Source organism: Rhodococcus sp. ZPP (assembly GCF_017656075.1).
GTDB lineage: Bacteria > Actinomycetota > Actinomycetes > Mycobacteriales > Mycobacteriaceae > Rhodococcus_F > Rhodococcus_F oxybenzonivorans.
Genome location: NZ_CP058638.1, coordinates 3749740 through 3766249, shown reverse-complemented (window position 1 = coordinate 3766249; position 16510 = coordinate 3749740). Strand labels below are relative to the sequence as shown.

At 64.7% G+C, this 16510-nt stretch carries 15 protein-coding genes and 3 pseudogenes; 8 read left to right on the top strand and 10 right to left on the bottom strand.

Features of this window, described 5'->3' with window-relative positions:
* Positions 1-13: 13 nt before the first annotated feature.
* From HYG77_RS17855 to HYG77_RS17845, 3 genes are all read right to left on the bottom strand, one after another.
* The gene (locus HYG77_RS17855; protein ID WP_208960088.1) at positions 14-1114 is read right to left on the bottom strand and encodes a ferredoxin reductase; all 1101 of its coding nucleotides are present in this window, start codon (positions 1112-1114) and stop codon (positions 14-16) included.
* A gap of 92 nt (positions 1115-1206) precedes the next feature.
* Positions 1207-2280, bottom strand: a complete 1074-nt coding sequence (locus tag HYG77_RS17850; protein WP_109334270.1) for a YihY/virulence factor BrkB family protein — start codon at positions 2278-2280, stop codon at positions 1207-1209.
* Between the two features lie 58 nt (positions 2281-2338).
* Entirely contained in the window at positions 2339-2776 is a 438-nt protein-coding gene (locus tag HYG77_RS17845) for a hypothetical protein (RefSeq protein ID WP_109335431.1), read from the bottom strand.
* Between the two features lie 119 nt (positions 2777-2895).
* Between HYG77_RS17845 and HYG77_RS17840 the strand changes: the two genes are divergently transcribed.
* The 5 genes and pseudogenes from HYG77_RS17840 to HYG77_RS17820 all read left to right on the top strand — a co-directional run.
* On the top strand, positions 2896-3414 hold the full coding sequence (locus HYG77_RS17840; protein ID WP_208960087.1) for a hypothetical protein: 519 nt from the start codon (positions 2896-2898) through the stop codon (positions 3412-3414).
* A gap of 13 nt (positions 3415-3427) precedes the next feature.
* Positions 3428-4597: a zinc-dependent alcohol dehydrogenase gene (locus tag HYG77_RS17835; RefSeq protein WP_208960086.1), complete on the top strand. Its 1170-nt coding sequence runs from the start codon at positions 3428-3430 to the stop codon at positions 4595-4597.
* Positions 4598-4640: 43 nt separating this feature from the next.
* Entirely contained in the window at positions 4641-5066 is a 426-nt protein-coding gene (locus tag HYG77_RS17830) for a hypothetical protein (protein WP_208960085.1), read from the top strand.
* 35 nt (positions 5067-5101) lie between these two features.
* Positions 5102-5635: a DUF1360 domain-containing protein gene (locus HYG77_RS17825; protein WP_208960084.1), complete on the top strand. Its 534-nt coding sequence runs from the start codon at positions 5102-5104 to the stop codon at positions 5633-5635.
* A gap of 71 nt (positions 5636-5706) precedes the next feature.
* Positions 5707-5867 (top strand): annotated as a pseudogene (locus HYG77_RS17820) (ABC transporter substrate-binding protein); the annotation flags it as partial.
* A gap of 85 nt (positions 5868-5952) precedes the next feature.
* On the opposite strand, the gene HYG77_RS17815 reads toward HYG77_RS17820, so the two are convergent.
* From HYG77_RS17815 to HYG77_RS17785, 7 genes and pseudogenes are all read right to left on the bottom strand, one after another.
* Entirely contained in the window at positions 5953-6153 is a 201-nt protein-coding gene (locus HYG77_RS17815) for a hypothetical protein (RefSeq protein WP_208960083.1), read from the bottom strand.
* A 276-nt stretch (positions 6154-6429) separates the two neighbouring features.
* Positions 6430-6867, bottom strand: coding sequence for a DUF4383 domain-containing protein (locus tag HYG77_RS17810; protein ID WP_208960082.1), 438 nt, complete (start codon positions 6865-6867; stop codon positions 6430-6432).
* Positions 6868-7560: 693 nt separating this feature from the next.
* A pseudogene (locus HYG77_RS17805) lies at positions 7561-7978 on the bottom strand (MerR family transcriptional regulator).
* Between the two features lie 40 nt (positions 7979-8018).
* Positions 8019-8726 (bottom strand): annotated as a pseudogene (locus HYG77_RS17800) (SulP family inorganic anion transporter); the annotation flags it as partial.
* Positions 8727-8874: 148 nt separating this feature from the next.
* Positions 8875-9093, bottom strand: coding sequence for a hypothetical protein (locus HYG77_RS17795; RefSeq protein WP_159927909.1), 219 nt, complete (start codon positions 9091-9093; stop codon positions 8875-8877).
* 13 nt (positions 9094-9106) lie between these two features.
* The gene (locus tag HYG77_RS17790; RefSeq protein WP_208960081.1) at positions 9107-9295 is read right to left on the bottom strand and encodes a hypothetical protein; all 189 of its coding nucleotides are present in this window, start codon (positions 9293-9295) and stop codon (positions 9107-9109) included.
* A 327-nt stretch (positions 9296-9622) separates the two neighbouring features.
* Positions 9623-10708 carry a potassium channel family protein gene (locus HYG77_RS17785; protein ID WP_208963436.1) on the bottom strand — a complete coding sequence of 362 codons (1086 nt, stop codon included), beginning with the start codon at positions 10706-10708 and terminating at the stop codon, positions 9623-9625.
* A 220-nt stretch (positions 10709-10928) separates the two neighbouring features.
* On the opposite strand from HYG77_RS17785, the gene HYG77_RS17780 reads away from it, so the two are divergent.
* The 3 genes from HYG77_RS17780 (at position 10929) to HYG77_RS17770 (ending at position 16498) form a co-directional block, all read left to right on the top strand.
* Positions 10929-13907 carry a UPF0182 family protein gene (locus HYG77_RS17780; RefSeq protein WP_208960080.1) on the top strand — a complete coding sequence of 993 codons (2979 nt, stop codon included), beginning with the start codon at positions 10929-10931 and terminating at the stop codon, positions 13905-13907.
* A gap of 72 nt (positions 13908-13979) precedes the next feature.
* On the top strand, positions 13980-15641 hold the full coding sequence (locus HYG77_RS17775) for a cation:proton antiporter family protein (protein ID WP_208960079.1): 1662 nt from the start codon (positions 13980-13982) through the stop codon (positions 15639-15641).
* A 161-nt stretch (positions 15642-15802) separates the two neighbouring features.
* Positions 15803-16498, top strand: coding sequence for a TetR/AcrR family transcriptional regulator (locus HYG77_RS17770; RefSeq protein ID WP_244372930.1), 696 nt, complete (start codon positions 15803-15805; stop codon positions 16496-16498).
* Positions 16499-16510 lie beyond the last annotated feature (12 nt).

Below are 16510 nucleotides of genomic sequence, written 5' to 3'. Positions count from 1 at the left end.
TCCTTCCCCTATTTCACAGCTCGATTTCGATGTCACCTTCTGCGGTGTGGACGCAGGTGCGGACCGCCTGTCCGACGGCGTCGTCGACGACGTCCCCCGTTCGCAGGTCACGGAGCCGGCCCGCCTTCAGCGTCCCGACGCACGTGTGACAGATGCCGATGCGGCACCCGAACGGGAGCGTCAAGCCGGCGTTCTCCCCGGCAACGAGGATCGGTGTTCCCCCGTCGACCTCGGTTTTCACGTCGCTGTCCGAGAAGTGGACTTCGCCTCCTTCACCGCCGGCGTCATCGCCACCGATCACGGGCTGGAAGCGTTCCATGTGCAGGCGCTGCGGATCGCCGTGGTCGTTCCAATGCTCCACCAACTGATCGAGCATCTCGCCAGGACCCGACGCGAACACCTCGCGTTCACGCCAGTCGGGACAGAGTTCGGCGAGCGCGTCCGGTGTCAGCCGGCCCTCCCTCCCCGTGAGGCGGAGCACCAGCCGGAACCCGTCGTGGCGACGGTCGAGATCGCGGAGCGTCGAATCGAACATAGCCTGCTCCTCGCTGCGGGCCGAGTGCGCGACGACCACGTCGTCGACCGCATTCTTGTGGTCGAGGCTGCGGAGCATGCTGATGATCGGTGTAATACCGCTGCCGGCACTGATGAACAACAACTTGTCCGGCAAAGGGTCCGGAAGGGTAAAAGTGCCTTCCACCTCACCGAGACGCACGATGTCGCCGGGACGGATGTCGCGGACGAGATACGGCGACACTTTGCCGCTCTCCACCAGCTTCGGCGTAACGCTGATCAGCCCGTCATCCGGGTCGGGGTCCGAGGTGAGCGAGTAGGCGCGCCAGTAGTAAACGCCGTCGAGGACGACACCGAGTCGAACATACTGTCCGGCCTCGTGCCCGAACCACTCGTACTGGGGACGGATCAGGACGGTGGCGGAGTCGGCGCTGGCGGGCTCGACCCGTTCCACTCGCCCCCGCAATTCACGGGTGGTCCACAGCGGATTGATGAGCTCCAGATAGTCGTCCGGGCGGAGCGGGCTGAACAGGTGCCGCACCGCGCGCAGCATGAATCTGCGCACTACGGGAACTTTGGGACGAGCACCACGTTCCGCCATGACGACCACCGTAACTATTCCGCACTGCTCGGGTCAGCGTTCCGGGCGCGATCGGGTGAGAAAATCCGTCGGCGCGAATACTCCTGATGTGATTAACGCTGTTGTTCTTCGGGTACCGCGTCTGGTTCGGCAGTGTTCCCGTCGCTCTCGCGAAGTGCTCGTCCCTGCTCGATGTACTTCTGATACTTCTCGGCATTCTTGTCGGACACGCGGGTGTCGCGCGGCGGAAGCTGCAGCTCGTCTTCCGCCGGCAGTCCGGCTTGCAGTTCCCGGCCTCGCTCGAGTTCGGAATCGAGCTCGGCTCCGAACAGCAACGCCAAGTTGGTGATCCACAACCACAGCAGAAACACGATGACCCCGGCGAGAGAGCCGTACGTTTTGTTGTAACTGCCGAAATTCGAAACGTAGAGGCCGAACAGGACGGACGCCACGATCCACGTCACGATCGCGAGAAATGCGCCCGCACTGATCCAGCGGAACTTCGGCTGCTTCACGTTGGGTGTCACGTAGTACAGGATCGCAACCGCGACGACGACCACTCCCAGCACGAACGGCCACCGCGCAATGTTCCACACGGTCAGGGCGGTGTCACCGAATCCGATGGCGTCACCGACCGAACGGGCAACCGGCCCACTCAGCGCCAGCATGACGGCCGCCGCCGCCACGAGTAGGAGTCCGATCAGAGTGACCAACAGCATCAACGGACGTAACTTCCACACCGGACGCCCCTCGTCGACCTCGTACATGCGGTTCATGGCGCGGCCGAACGCGCCGATGTAACCGGACGCCGACCATACGGCGCCCAGGAGGCCGAAGATCAATGCCACACCGGCAGTGGGCGTTTGGACGAGCTGGGCGATGGGGTCCCGCAGGGTGTCCACTGCGGACGAGGGTCCGAGGTCGTCGACGATCTGCAACACCGAATCGGTGGTGCGCTGTCCCTGTCCGAAAACGCCGAGAAGCGACACCAGCGCGAGCAGGGCAGGGAACAGCGACAGGACGGCGTAGTACGTCAACGCGGCCGCAAGATCGATGCACTGATCGCGACCGAACTCGTGCGCTGTCTTCCGCAGAACGTACCCCCACGACGGTTTCGTCAGATCCGCGGGCGAGTCCGGTTTGCGGGGATCGTCGGGATCCGGTTCGGCTTGCTTTTCATCGACCATCGTCTTCTCCTACCCAGGAACCTCCTCCCGGAAACGGCGGCGGAACGGCGCGTCGCGGCTATGGCCGCGCCTCGTGCCTGGGTTGCCCGTGCGTTCGACGGGATTCCTTCATTTCGGACTCGAACACGTGCCGACGGCCGCCGCACAGCTGGCCGCGCACGGTGGCCTCACAGTCCCGGAAGGTGGACCAGTAGTGGTCGTCGAAGTCTTCGACGATCTGGAACGTCCATCGCCCGTGCAGGACGTTGCGGCCTACCAGCTCCTTTTCCACCTGCTCGGCGATGTCGTCACGTCCTGCGTCACGGAGTTTCTGGACCGCCTCGTCCAACATCAGGTCGGCGTGACCGATCAGCTGATGGAAGTCATACAAACGTCCACGGGCACGTTCCACCGTCTCGAGGGCCTCGGACAACTTGCCGGCCGCGGCGACCTCTTCGTCCGTCGCCTGCTCAGGCCTCGCATGGTCGGGGGGATTCGGGGTCTGCTGGTCTGTCATGGACTGCGTGTACCCGATCCGCCAGGCTCGTACCACCGCGACAGAGCGTGAGTCGGCGTCGGTCCGGCTGTTTCCGTCCGCAGGATCCGGGTAACGCGGAACAGACGAAGGGAGGATCCGTGCACTACATCGACAAGGCGAGAGAGCAGCTGGTCGACCTGGTCGGGAAGGTGGTCGACTCCACCGCCGGAAGCGGGAACAGTCAGACGCTGACGATCAGCAGGCCCCGCTCGGAGGTGGAACAGTTCTGGCGTGACCCCGGGAAATTGTCCGAGGTGCTCGGCGATGTGGCCGAGGTCCGGTCGACCGAACCCGGTATCTACGAGTGGACGCTGAATCCCGGCGCCGACGAGCTCACCACGTGGAATACCACGCTGGTGGAAGAAGACGGCAGGCTGCGGTTCGTCGGCAAGACGGGTGACGACTCCACCGCCGATCCACCAGAGGTCGAGCTCACATTTCGCGACGCACCGCACGATCTCGGAACCGAGGTGACGATCCGGGCGAAGACGCCGGTGCCCGACATCCTTGGCGGGGCGGCGACATTCAAGGCTCTCTACCGTGCCCGCGCGCTCTTGCAGACCGGCGAACTGCCCACTCTCAGGCATAATCCGAGCGCGCGTCACGCCGCTCGTTGAACGAGGAGAATCCATGCGTGCACTGTGCTGGAACGGCGTCAACGACCTGAGAGTCGAGACCGTCGACGACCCCGAACTCGTCAACCCACATGACGTCATCGTGCAGGTACGGCTGACCACTACCTGCGGTTCCGACCTTCATTTCATCGACGGATACCTGCCGGGCATGCGGGAAGGTGACGTGTTCGGTCACGAGTTCATGGGTGAAGTGGTGGACGTCGGCCCCGAAGTGACCGACACCAGGGTGGGTGACCGCGTGGTCGTTCCGTCGTTCATCGGATGCAAGTCGTGCTGGTACTGCGACCACGACTTGTATTCGGTCTGCGACACGACGAATCCGAATGCCGAACTGCAGCAAGCGGTCTTCGGCTACCCCACGGGCGGAATCTACGGGTATACCCACCCGTTCGGCGGATATCAGGGCTCCCACGCTCAGTACATCCGCGTACCGTTCGGCGACGTCAACTGCTTCACCATCCCCGACGGCATCACCGACGAGCAAGCCCTGTTCCTCTCCGACGCCGTCCCCACCGGCCTCATGGGCGCGGATTTCTGCGACATCTCGCCCGGTGACACGATCGCGGTGTGGGGCAGCGGGGGCGTCGGGTTGATGGCCGCACACACTGCCCGCCTCCTCGGCGCGGAACGGGTTATCGTCATCGATCGTTATCCTGAGCGACTTGCGTTGGCACGTCGGGAGTTCAGTGCTGAAACCATCGACTACACGTCCATCGACAGCGTGCAGGAGGCGCTACGCGAGACGACCGGCGGGCGGGGCCCGGACGCGTGCATCGACGCTGTCGGCATGGAAGGGCATGGCACCGGACTGCAGCAACTCTACGACCGCGCCAAACAACTGCTGAGGCTCGAATCCGACCGGGCAACCCCGTTGCGCGAAGCGATTCTCGCCTGCCGTAAAGGCGGGATCGTGTCTGTCCTCGGCATCTACGGACTGACGGACAAGTTTCCGATGGGTGTGGTGACCAACAAGAGTCTGACGATCCGGACGGCACAGCAACACGGTCAGCGGTACATGCCGCGGATGTTCGACTACGTCCAGCAGGGCGACCTCGATCCCTCATATCTGATCACCCACGATATGTCCCTCGAGGAGGCAGTGCGCGGATACCAGGTGTTCAAGAGCAAACAGGAAGGGTGTGTCCGGGCCGTCTTCCGGCCGTGACTGCCAATGTTTCGGTAACTACTCGATCGGGCACGCAACAACTATGAGTATCGAAGATGGTCCTGGTGACACCCTCAACCCAGCCGAAAGCCTCGATGCCGACGACGTGCGGAACAACGACGGCGACGACGTCGTGGACCCGCCGGAGCACTGGAGTGAGGCCGACAAGTTCGGCATGACACCACGCGAAGAGCGTGAAGGCGAGACTCTCGACGAGAAATTATCCGAGGAAGAGCCCGACGTCGAGGTCGAGGTGCCGCCGGACATTCCCGTGGCCGCCGCACCGGACGACTCCCTGACCGAGGAGGACGTCGACCGAGTCCTCGACGACGACGTCGAGATTCCGGGCGAGGGCAGAAAGTCCGCGGATGTGGTCGAGGGCGTAATCGTCGAAGATTCACGGGTCGACAAAGGTCAGGTCGACGGCACTCCTGAAGACGGCGACTCGCTCTTTCCCATCGTGGACTGACAGCGCACTCGGCACAGTGAACAAGGGAAAAGTGGATGAACGTGGCACAGGCGCCGGAGCGCGAACGCAGCGCGGCGACAAGCGAGCGCGAACAGAATTCGACCGGGGGCGAACGCTCACTGAACGGCTACGCGGCGACGATGGCCGCGTACACCTTCGTCGTCGCCGTGGTCACGGTGTTCGGCGCTCTCACCAACCGGCAACTCCCGCGTGCCATGACCGTGCGAGAACTCGTCATCACCGCGTTTGCGGCGCACAAACTTTCCCGCACGGTGACCAAGGACGCCGTCACCACGCCGCTCCGCGCACCGTTCACCCAGCATGCCGGGGACGGGGGGCCCGGCGAGGTGATGGAGAAGCCGCAGGCCTCCGACGGCGTCAAGCACAGCATCGGCGAACTGCTGACCTGCCCGTTCTGCTTCGATGTCTGGGTGATCACCGGTTTCACCATCGGGCACGTCTTCGCCCCCCGCGCGACACGCATGGTGGCCGATGCGATGGCGGCTCTGGCCGGCGCGGACTTCCTGCAACTCGCGTACGCCACCGCCCAACAGGTGGCGGAAGGCTAGTTCGCGGCCCGGCCGGCGGACTCGGCGGTGAAGTTGTCGACGATGTCCGACGCGGTTTCCCGCAGTTCACGTTGATCGAGAATTGCGCCACAGCGTCATCGTCGACGCGCCGCCGCAGCGGGCGGTGTCCCTCAATCAGGGCTCCACCGAGATCCTGCTCTCGCTCGGGCTGGCCGACCGGATGGCCGGAACCGCCACCTGGGCCGACCCGATCCGCGCGAACCCGGCCGAAGGTGAACGGTGTTGTCAGACCCGGTTGCAGCCCGCCGGGCACGGTGAGCTGCACGGTGATCGGCTCGTCGGGGCGGCCGGTTCGGTCAGCTGCTCGACCGGCTGCCCGGAGGCCAATGCCGTTCCCGGTGCAGCGTGAGCGCGGCGGGCGGTGCGAGAATGTTCACGGCGGCGGCCGCGGATTTGATGGACACCAGCCGGTCGGTGAGGCTGCGGCTGGCGTTGACGACGGTGAACGCCAGCCGGGCGCGGTCGGCGGGATCGTGCTCGAGGTAGATGTTGTGCACCTAAATGTCCCGATCTCGAGGCTGCTGCCGTTCACCGCGGACACCTGATCGGAGGTCTGCAACATTCGGTGGCCGGGTGAAGCCCGGCTCGATGAGCATGTCGATGTCCGCGCAGCCGTCGTCACCGAACACCGCCGAGTCGGTATGCCAGGCCAGGCTGACGTTCGCAGAAGCGCGTGTTCGAGGATCAGGAATTAGTACTACTTGCGCCATCAGTTGTTTCATCCGACGCTCGCGCGATCGGGGACAGACCAGGAAGCGGTCGCGGCCACCTGATCAGGAAATGTTCGTGCGGGCGGCGGCGCGACTTCCGCGTGTGAGCAGGATTCCGAGCATGATCATGCCTGCGCCGAGAGTGAAGTGGAGCCAGTCGTCGGCGGAGTTGAGTGGAATGAAATTGGCGGATTCGTCCTTGTCGATCACCAACCCGAAAACCCATAATCCCAGGTAAATGAAGCCACCGAGGAGTAAGTAGATCCCGGCGGCTGACGCCAGGCGGGCAGCGGCGATACCGGCAACACCGAAGACTATGTGAACGATATTGTGGAGCACGGATACCTGAAACAGACCCACCAGCATCGCGCCGGAGTCATGCCCAGCGCCCGCGAGCTGGTCGAGGTTGGAGGTGACTCCAGGAATGAAGCCGAGGATGCCGACGAGTAGGAACACCGCACCTAGAACCAACGAGGCGGCCTGCACTGGGGTGGAGGTCATCGAGTTTCGAGTCGGACGAGATCGGGGAGTTGCCATCATGCGTCCCTTCCCGCAGTCGGTGCAAGATGTGTCTCTCCGAACGAGGGTTTCCTCTGCGTGCCGCGGGCAAACCGCGAGTGACCTGATTGCGTCCCTCTTTGGTGGAGTGGCACCCACGTTGCAGTCGAAGTCCGTTCATCGAAAGTGACCAGAATCTACTGCTCCTTGCTTGCAGCCGCGACGCGTAGTGAAGTAGCGAAGCACCGGCACCTTTCGAGATCGCAAACACTAGGGCGGCGTCCCGGCAGGACGTTCCCGGCTGAGGAGTAATCCATACGGATTCGGGTATCCGACTTGTGTGTTGCCGCGAAATCGCGGACTGCAACCGCCGCGACAGCCACACCCTCCGGCCGTCTAACCCCTTCGGCTGGAGGGTTCGTACACCCCGCCGAGACGCCATCCAGGCCGGCTGTTCAGGCTCGGCCGTTCAGTGAAACAGCGTTGTCGACGTTCGCGGTCAGCCGGAGGGCGATGGTTCAAACCGCGGGATGCTGCTGCACCCCAGTCCTTTTCCACACCAGTGTGGGTAGCCAGGTGCGTACAGTTCGGCCTCACCGCATCGTCACAGAGGTCGGTGAAACTTCGAGCGTCGTCAGCACCGTCACGACGATCGTGAAGGCTCGGGCGTGACCACAGACCGCCGGCCTGGGGCAGCTACGGTACTTCGGTGGTCGCATTGTCGGCGAGTAGTGCGGTCAACTCTTCAGCGTAGGCCAGTTGTGTGCGGAGTTTGCGGCAGCTTTCCTTGGCCCGCGTGTGGCAGTCGGTGACGAATGCCTGGGCGTCGGCGCGTTCGTCGGCTGCGGGGTCGGACGCCAGAATTTCGAGCGAGTCGAGGAGCTGGCGCATCTCGTCGAGGGTGAATCCGAGCGGCTTCATCCGCCGGATGACGAGCAGGCGTTGGACATCCGCATCGGTGAAGAGGCGGAAGCCGCCGGCACTGCGTTCAGAAGGCCGTACCAGGCCGACCTCGTCGTAGTGGCGGATCGTCTTGATCGACAGTTCGGTGCCGTTCGGCGACCTCACCGATCTGCATGTGCCGCAAGGCCGAACCCTCGAGGCGGTCCGTCATCTTCTCACCTTTCTCTGCATTCGTCCGGGCACTGATGATGTCAGTGCTTCGCACCCATCTGCCCGCTCAGGCGCACGTGGCGTTCGGCGGAGGCGGCGTTGAGGCCGACGATCTCCGCCTGCTTGCCCTTGGCAGCGTATTTCGTGGTGATCGCGTCGAGGGTCGCGACGGTCGAGGCGTCCCAGATGTGGGAGTCGGACAGGTCGATGACGACGTTCTCCGGATCGTTGACGTAGTCGAACTGGTAGATCAGGTCGTTGCTCGAGGCGAAGAACAGTTCGCCGCGCACCTTGTAGATGCGGGTGTTCTCGTCGGGGTGGGCGACGTCCACGACCTCGGTCAGGTGCGCGACCCGGCGGGCGAAGAGCACCATTGCGGTGATCACACCGACGATCACCCCGTAGGCGAGGTTGTGGGTGGCGACGGTGACCGCGACGGTCGCAAGCATGACGGATGTTTCGCTGCGGGGCATACGCCGCAACGTCTTCGGGGTGATGCTGTGCCAGTCCAGGGTGCCGACCGAGACCATGATCATCACCGCGACCAGGGCGGCCATCGGGATCAGCGCGACGATGTCGCCGAGTCCGACGACGAGGATCAGCAGGAACACCCCGGCCAGGAAGGTGGAGATGCGGGTGCGGGCTCCGGAGACCTTGACGTTGATCATGGTCTGGCCGATCATGGCGCAGCCGCCCATACCGCCGAACAGTCCGGTGACCAGGTTCGCGATCCCCTGCCCCCAGCCCTCGCAATGCTCCGCCTTCTGCGGCAGAATCTGCCTCACCCCGGCCCCACCACTCGCCACCGAGCACCGGATCAGGCCAGTGGGGTGAACGCCCCATGACCGGAATATCGACCTGCAACGCTCGCCCACCGGAGTAGCGGACCAGGCTCACCTACGAGGCAGGCTGCGGGTATTGGCAGTCGACGGTGGGGTTCACGCCGGCGTAGTTCAGCGGTCCGGCCACGATGGTGACGGCGATGGTGCCGACGCTGGCGCAGTGAGTCGAGGCGTCGTCGTAGTATCCGCGTTGCCCGGCGGCGACGGCGCCGATGATCAGCCAGATCAGCACCAGCACGCCGAGCAGGCCGGAGAGCCTGCTTCGGGTTCGCATCGTCTTCTCCTGTCTACGAGATCTTGGTAAAGGATTCCTGCGCTGCCCCGATTGCACGCTCATTGAATCCGGCGACGCCACCTCGGTGACCATCGGCAGCTACCGCCACCGACGGAGCCTGAATGAGCCATTCAGCCAGGAAGCCGCGCGCGGGCGGAATCGACTCCCCCGCCACCACCAGCGGCGGAGTGTCGGTGAGCACAAGGATCTCCGGGCCTCGGAGGCGGTCGAGAGTGCCGGCGAATCCGCCACCACGTCCTTCGACGAGGCTGCGCCGGCCTCCTTCGCGGGGCGCAGCAGCCGTCGATGGGCTCGGTCAGTGACGTGAACCTCAGCCCCGCGCTCGAGGGTCCGATCCGAGCGCCACACGACGAGGGCGTCATAAGTTTCAGCATTACCGGGCCGGAAGTCGATGACCGTTACACGTCGTCGTAATGAGGCTCGGCCGGCTTACCCAAAGCTCCCGACGTGTGCGCGCCAGATTCGGCCGTGGCGTTCAGCCTCCGCCCAGGTCGGTCTGATGATCGAGTTATGCGCTGTGGTCGGCGCGATCCATCACCCGACGAATGTAGAGCAGCTTGTCACCGGCCTCGACAACATCGACCTCCGCCGTTCCGGCGCGGAGCAAGCGGCCGTCACGGACCACCCCGAGCACGATGTCCGGCAGATACCGCGGTGAACCACCGATCTCGTCCCGCTCGACGGTGCGTTCAGCGATAGCGAGCCCCGATTCCGGGGTGAGGAGGTCCTCGATCATTTCCACCACGGTCGGAGTGGTCGTAGCGGCGCCGAGTAACCTGCCCGCGGTTTCGGAAGAAACAACCACGGAGTCGGCACCGGACTGGCGCAGCACGTGCACGTTCTCCGATTCGCGAACCGCCGCGACGATCTTCGCGTTCGGTGCGATCTCGCGGGCGGTCAGGGTCACCAGCACCGCCGTATCGTCCCGGTTCGTGGCGACGATGATCGACGAGGCGTGCTCCACACCGGCCAATCGCAGCACATCGGACTTCGTGGCCGACCCCTGGACCGTCACCAGGCCCTGCCCGGCCGCGATGTCGAGCGCCACGGCATCGGTGTCGACCACGACGATGTCGGACGGCACCAGCCCATCACCGAGCATCGCTGCGACCGCACTACGCCCCTTGGTCCCGTACCCGACGACGACGACATGGTTGCGGGCACGGCGTCGCCATCGCTGAATCTTGAAACTCTGGCGGGAATTCTCCGTCAGCGCCGCGAGCGTGGTACCGACCAGAACGATGAGGAAGAAGATCCGCAACGGCGTGATGATCAGGGTATTGACCAGCCGCGCCTGCTCGGTGATCGGGGTGATGTCCCCGTAGCCGGTGGTCGAGAGTGAGACGGTCGCGTAGTAGATGCAGTCGAGCAGCGAGAGCCCGTCTTCCTGGGAGTCGGCATACCCGTCGCGGTCGAGGTAGACCACCAAAACAACCAGAGCCAATGCGGTCAGCGCGTAGCCGATTCTGCGGGCGATGGCCCGGCCGGGACTGTTCTGTATCTGGGGTACCCGCAGGATCCCTACCAGCGCGAAGTCGGGGCGTTCGGTGAGCACATCGGACCGGCTGAACCGTGCACGCCAACTACCGGGCATCGTGTTGATCACCTCAGTTCTCATCTCCCGCGCCGCGCAGCTTACGCGCCGCCCGCGCACCGTTCCCCGCACGGGCGGTTCGGGTACTTCCTGATCGCCATTCCCCCGGGTGGGAGATGGCCAAGACCCCTAGAATAGGACGAAACAGACAGCCAATCTGCGGTGTAGGAGCCGATCGGGCCGCTCACCGTGCGCGTGCGGGCCGCGGGAGGTGGGCCAATTGCAACGGGCCGAGCAGGTGCGACCGTTGTCACGCCGTGCGATGGTCTGGACGGCGGTGCTGGCGGTCTTCGCCGCGGTGCTGGTCTTCGGGCCACGGTTGATCGCCGTGTACACGGAGTGGTTGTGGTTCGGCGAGGTCGGTTACCGTGAGGTGTGGGGCAGGGTCCTCATTACCCGTCTCCTCTCGTTTGCAGTGGTCACCGCCCTGGTGGGGGGACTGATCTTTCTCGTGCTGTTGTGGGCGTACCGGGCGCGGCCGTTGTTCGCGGCGGCAGTGTCGAAGAAGGACCCGATCGAGGAATACCGAACCGTGGTGATGAGCCGGCCGCGACTGTTCGGTATCGGCATCCCGTTGCTGTTCGCGCTCCCATTCGGTCTGAGCGCCCAATCGCGGTGGGAGACCGTGCAGCTGTTTCTGAATGGGGGCAGCTTCGGCACGGTGGATGCGGAGTTCGGGCACGATATCGGCTTCTACGTCTTCGACCTGCCGTTCTACCGGCTGGTACTGACCTGGCTGCTGGTCGCGGTGTTTTTTGCCTTCCTCCTCAGCCTGGGAACGCACTACCTGTTCGGCGGGATCCGGCTGTCACCGAAGAATGAGACCGCGGGGCGTGAGACCGCGTTGATCCCGGCGGCGCGGGTCCAGCTCGCGGTCCTCGCCGGCACCTTCATCGCACTCAAGGCGGTCGCCTACTGGTTCGATCGGTACTCACTGCTGTGGGGCAACCGGAAGGAACCCACCTTCACCGGCGCCGGGTTCACCGATATCAACGCGGTGCTGCCCGCGCGGCTGATCCTGTTCTCGATCGCCATTGTCTGCGCCGTCGCATTTTTCGCCGCGATCTGGGTGCGTGATCTGCGAATCCCGGCGATGGCCGCAGCCCTGTTGGTTCTGTCCTCGATCCTCGTCGGCGGGGTCTTTCCCGCGCTGATGGAACAGTTCTCCGTCCGCCCGAACGCCGCCGACCGGGAGAGCCCGTACATCGAACGCAACATCGCCGCCACCAGGCTGGCCTATGGAATCGGGCCCGAGCAGGTCGACTACCGGGACTATCCGGGGGTGGGCACCCGGCCGCCGCGGGATCTGCCCGCCGATGTCACTACCATCGCCAACGCCCGACTGCTCGACCCGAACGTGCTCTCGCGGACCTTCACCCAGCAGCAGCAACTGAAGAACTTCTACGGCTTCACCCCGACCCTGGATCTCGACCGCTACACCGTCGACGGCGTGCTCGGCGACTACATCGTCGCCGCCCGCGAACTGTCCCCGAACAGCCTCAGCGGCAACCAAACCCAGTGGATCAACCGGCACACCGTGTACACCCACGGCAACGGATTCGTCGCCGCCCCGGCGAACCGGGTCAACGCCGCCGTCCGGGATGCGGCCGGCCAGAGTGCCAGCAGTGACAGCGGCTACCCCATCTACACCGTCAGCGATATCGCCTCCCAAACCGCTGGCCGGCAACTGATCCCGGTCGAGCAACCCCGCATCTACTTCGGCGAGGTGCTCGCAAACTCGGATATGCCGGACTACGCCATCGTCGGTGCCCAGCCCGGAGCGCCACCGCGCGAGTACGACACCGACACCTCTACCTACACCTACACCGGAGCCGGTGGAGTGCCCATCGGGAACTGGGTCAACAGGTTTGCGTTTGCCGCCAAGTACGCCGAACGCAACATCCTGTTTTCCGGGGCCATCGGCGGCGACTCGAAGATCCTCTTCAACCGCGACCCGAAGACCCGCGTCGAACACGTTGCGCCGTGGCTGACCACCGACACCAACCCGTACCCGGCCGTCGTCGACGGCCGGATCACCTGGATCGTCGACGGTTACACCACCCTCGAGCACTACCCGTACGCGGAGACCGGGGCCTTGACCGAACCCGTTGCCCCTGAGACCGGCCGACCGCCGCCCCGGGACGAGATTTCGTACGTGCGTAACTCCGTCAAGGCCACCGTCGACGCCTACGACGGCACCGTCACCCTCTACCAAATCGACCAGCAGGATCCGGTCCTGGCTGCGTGGATGAGTATCTTCCCCGGCACCGTGCAACCCGAGGACACGATCTCGGCGGATCTGCGCGCGCATTTGCGCTACCCCGAGGACCTGTTCCGGATCCAACGCGAACGCCTCGCAAAATACCATGTCAACGACCCGCGAGAGTTCTTCACCAATAACGCATTTTGGTCGGTTCCCTCGGATCCGACGTCGGAGTCCACCGGGCAGCAACGCCCGTACTACATCCTGGTCGGCGACGCCGACACCGCGGCACCGTCGTTCCGGCTGGCCAGCGCGATGGTCGGATTCAATCGGGAATTCCTCTCCGCCTACATCTCGGCGCACTCCGATCCTGAGAACTACGGCAAGATCGAGGTGCTGCAGTTACCGACGGACAGCATCACCCAAGGCCCGCAGCAGATCCAGAACTCGATGATCTCCGATACCCGTGTCGCCTCCGAACGCACCCTGCTCGAGCGGTCCAACCGCATTCACTACGGCAATCTGCTGACCCTGCCGATCGCCGACGGCGGCGTCCTCTACGTCGAACCGCTTTTCACCGAACGGCTCTCGAGCGCCGCGGACGGGTCGACGTTCCCGCAACTGTCCCGGGTGTTGGTCAGCTACCGTGAACAAGGCACCGGCGGCGTCCGGGTCGGCTACGCCCCCACCCTCGCCGAAGCGCTCGACCAGGTGTTCGGCGCCGGAACCGGTCGGGCCGCGACCGCGCCCGGCGGTGACGCGGCCACCCCGCCACCCCCCGGCTCGGAGGCCACCCCACCCCAAGAGGGCGCGGAACCGGTATCGCCGCCCGTTCCCTCGCAGGAGTTGACCGCCGCCGTCCTCGAGCTCAACGACGCCCTGGCGGATCTGCGCGAGGCCCAGCACACCGGCGACTTCACCTCCTACGGCGCCGCCCTGGACCGCCTGCAACGGGCCATCGACGGCTACCTTGCCTCCGGGGGAAACCCGAATTGACGTCGTACCGGGAGTGACGCGGTTATGGGATGGCCTCACCGCGTCGACCGGGCGGATGTGAAGGAGTCGAGCATGGTGGAGTTGCACGACTTCGCCTTGATTGCGGTCATCCTGGCCATCGCCGCGGTGGCCGGGTTGCTGGCCACACGGCTGCGGCAGCCGATGATTGTCGCGTTCATCGGGGTCGGTGTCCTTGTCGGTCCCGCCGGCACCGGCTGGGTGGTGGCCGACAGCACCGTCGAGCTCCTCGCCCGCATGGGCATCGCGATCCTGCTCTTCCTCGTCGGGCTGCGGCTCGACATGCATCTGATCCGCACCACCGGGACGGTGGCCCTGATCACCGGTTCCGGACAGGTGCTTTTCACCTCGGTGGTGGGATACCTCCTCGCGGCCGGCTTCGGCATGGACACCGTCGCCGCCCTGTACGTCGCACTGGCCCTGACCTTTTCGTCGACAATTATCATCGTCAAACTTCTCTCCGACACTCGTGAGCTCGAACAGATCCACGGCCGCATCGCGGTCGGCCTGCTGATCGTGCAGGACATCATCGTGGTGGTCGTCATGATCGCGATCAACGCGCTCGATCAGCGCACCGACAATGCTGTGACGGTAAGCATCGTGGTAGTCCTAGCCAAGGGTGCGGGACTGTTGGCAGGTGTCGCCATACTGGCGAAATGCGTGTTGCCGTGGCTGCTGAAGCAGATTGCCCGGTCACAGGAATTGCTGGTGCTCTTCGGCGTTGCCTATGCGGCCTCGGTCGCGGCGGTGACCGAGGCGCTCGGATTCTCTTCGGAGGTGGGGGCGTTCCTGGCCGGGGTTTCGCTCGCCGCCACCGCCTACCGCGACGCGCTCGGGGCACGTCTGGTGAGCTTGCGTGATTTCCTGTTGCTGTTCTTCTTCCTCGACCTGGGCGCCGGGCTGAACTTCGCCGACACAGCCGGGCAGGTAGCGAAGATAGCGGTCTTCTCACTGTTCGTCCTGGTCGGCAAACCGCTGATCGTCACGGTGATCATGGCCGCGCTGCGATATCCGATCCAGGTCGGATTCTCTACCGGAATTCCCCTCGCCCAGATCTCGGAATTCTCCTTGATTCTCGCGGCGTTGGGCGCGAGCCTCGGCCACATCACCACCGCCACCGTCAGCCTGATCACGGTCGTCGGGCTTCTCACCATCGGCGGCTCCACCTATCTGATCCTTTACTCGCACAAGCTCTACCGTCGACTCGAGCGGTGGCTGCGGGTGTTCGAGCGGGCCGGGACCCGAACAGTCGACATCGCCGATAAGGATGCCGAGGTGTACGCGATTCTCTATGGGCTCGGCCGCTTCGGCCGACACGTCGCCGACCACCTCAGCCGTGCCGGGCACCGAGTACTGGCGGTCGACTTCGACCCCCACCGGGTGGGTGCCAACACCCGGGACGGGGTCACCGCGGTCTACGGCAGCGCCGAGGACCTGCATTTCCTCGAAACGCTGCCTTTGAACCAGGCCCGGTTCGTGATCAGCACCATCCCGCTACTCGAGACCAATCAGGCGCTCCTGCACGGCCTGCGTCACCACGACTACCGCGGACACATCGCCCTGACCGCGCACACCGTCCACGACGCCGCCCAGCTGCGCGCCGCCGGTGCCGAGGTGATCCTCGAACCGTTCTCCCTCGCCGTCGAAGCCACCACCGAGATACTCGGCCGCCTCATCGATGAAGACGCCGACAGCGACGACCGAAACGATGACTGAATCTTGTTTACCTTTGAGCCCATTACGCAGCGGTGCCCTGCATCGATCGCCGGGTAGTCGCGGCACCGACCGCCTCGACGTCGCCCCCGGACTTTCTGGGCTCACAAGAAGCGCACCCCACACCATTGCCCCGGACTGAACATGCGTTTAATATACTGATTGTGCATTCAATCCGTGGGGTTGGGAGGGACGACGCCGACCTGACCACGTCGGCGCGGATCCGGGATGCGGCAGTTGCGCGGTTCGCCCGGGAGGGTTTCGGTGCGAGCCTGCGGGTCATTGCCGAGGACGCGCGGGTCAGCGGCGGGTTGATCGTGCACCACTTCCGCTCCAAGGAGGGTCTACGCCGGGTCTGCGACGAGTGGGTGCTGCGGCAGATCCGCGAATCGAAGCAGCAGGTGGTCGCCTCCGGTGATACCGGCCCCTGGTTGGCCCAACTCGGGCAGCTCGAATCCTATGCGCCGCTGGCGATGTACGTGGCCCGCTCGTTGCAGGCCGGAGGTCCCGGAGCCACCGCATTCTTCGACCACCTGGTCGACGACGCGGTCGCCTATCTCGCCGAGGGAGTGCGCAATGGGGTGATCAAACCCTCCCGCGATCCCTACGCGCGGGCCCGGTTCCTCACCAGCTCCAGTGTCGGGATGATGCTGCTGGAGATGTCCCTGCAGGCGGAGATGCTCCGCAGCGGTGACTTCACCGGCTTCTTCCAGAAATTGTCGGACGCGGTGACCGCACCCGCCCTCGAACTCTATGCCGACGGGTTGTTCACCGACCGGCAGATGCTCGATGACTACCTGATGTATGTGACTGATCCCCCTGCCGGGGCAGGCGACGGCGACGCCGCCGTAACTCCCTGACAACTGCCGATC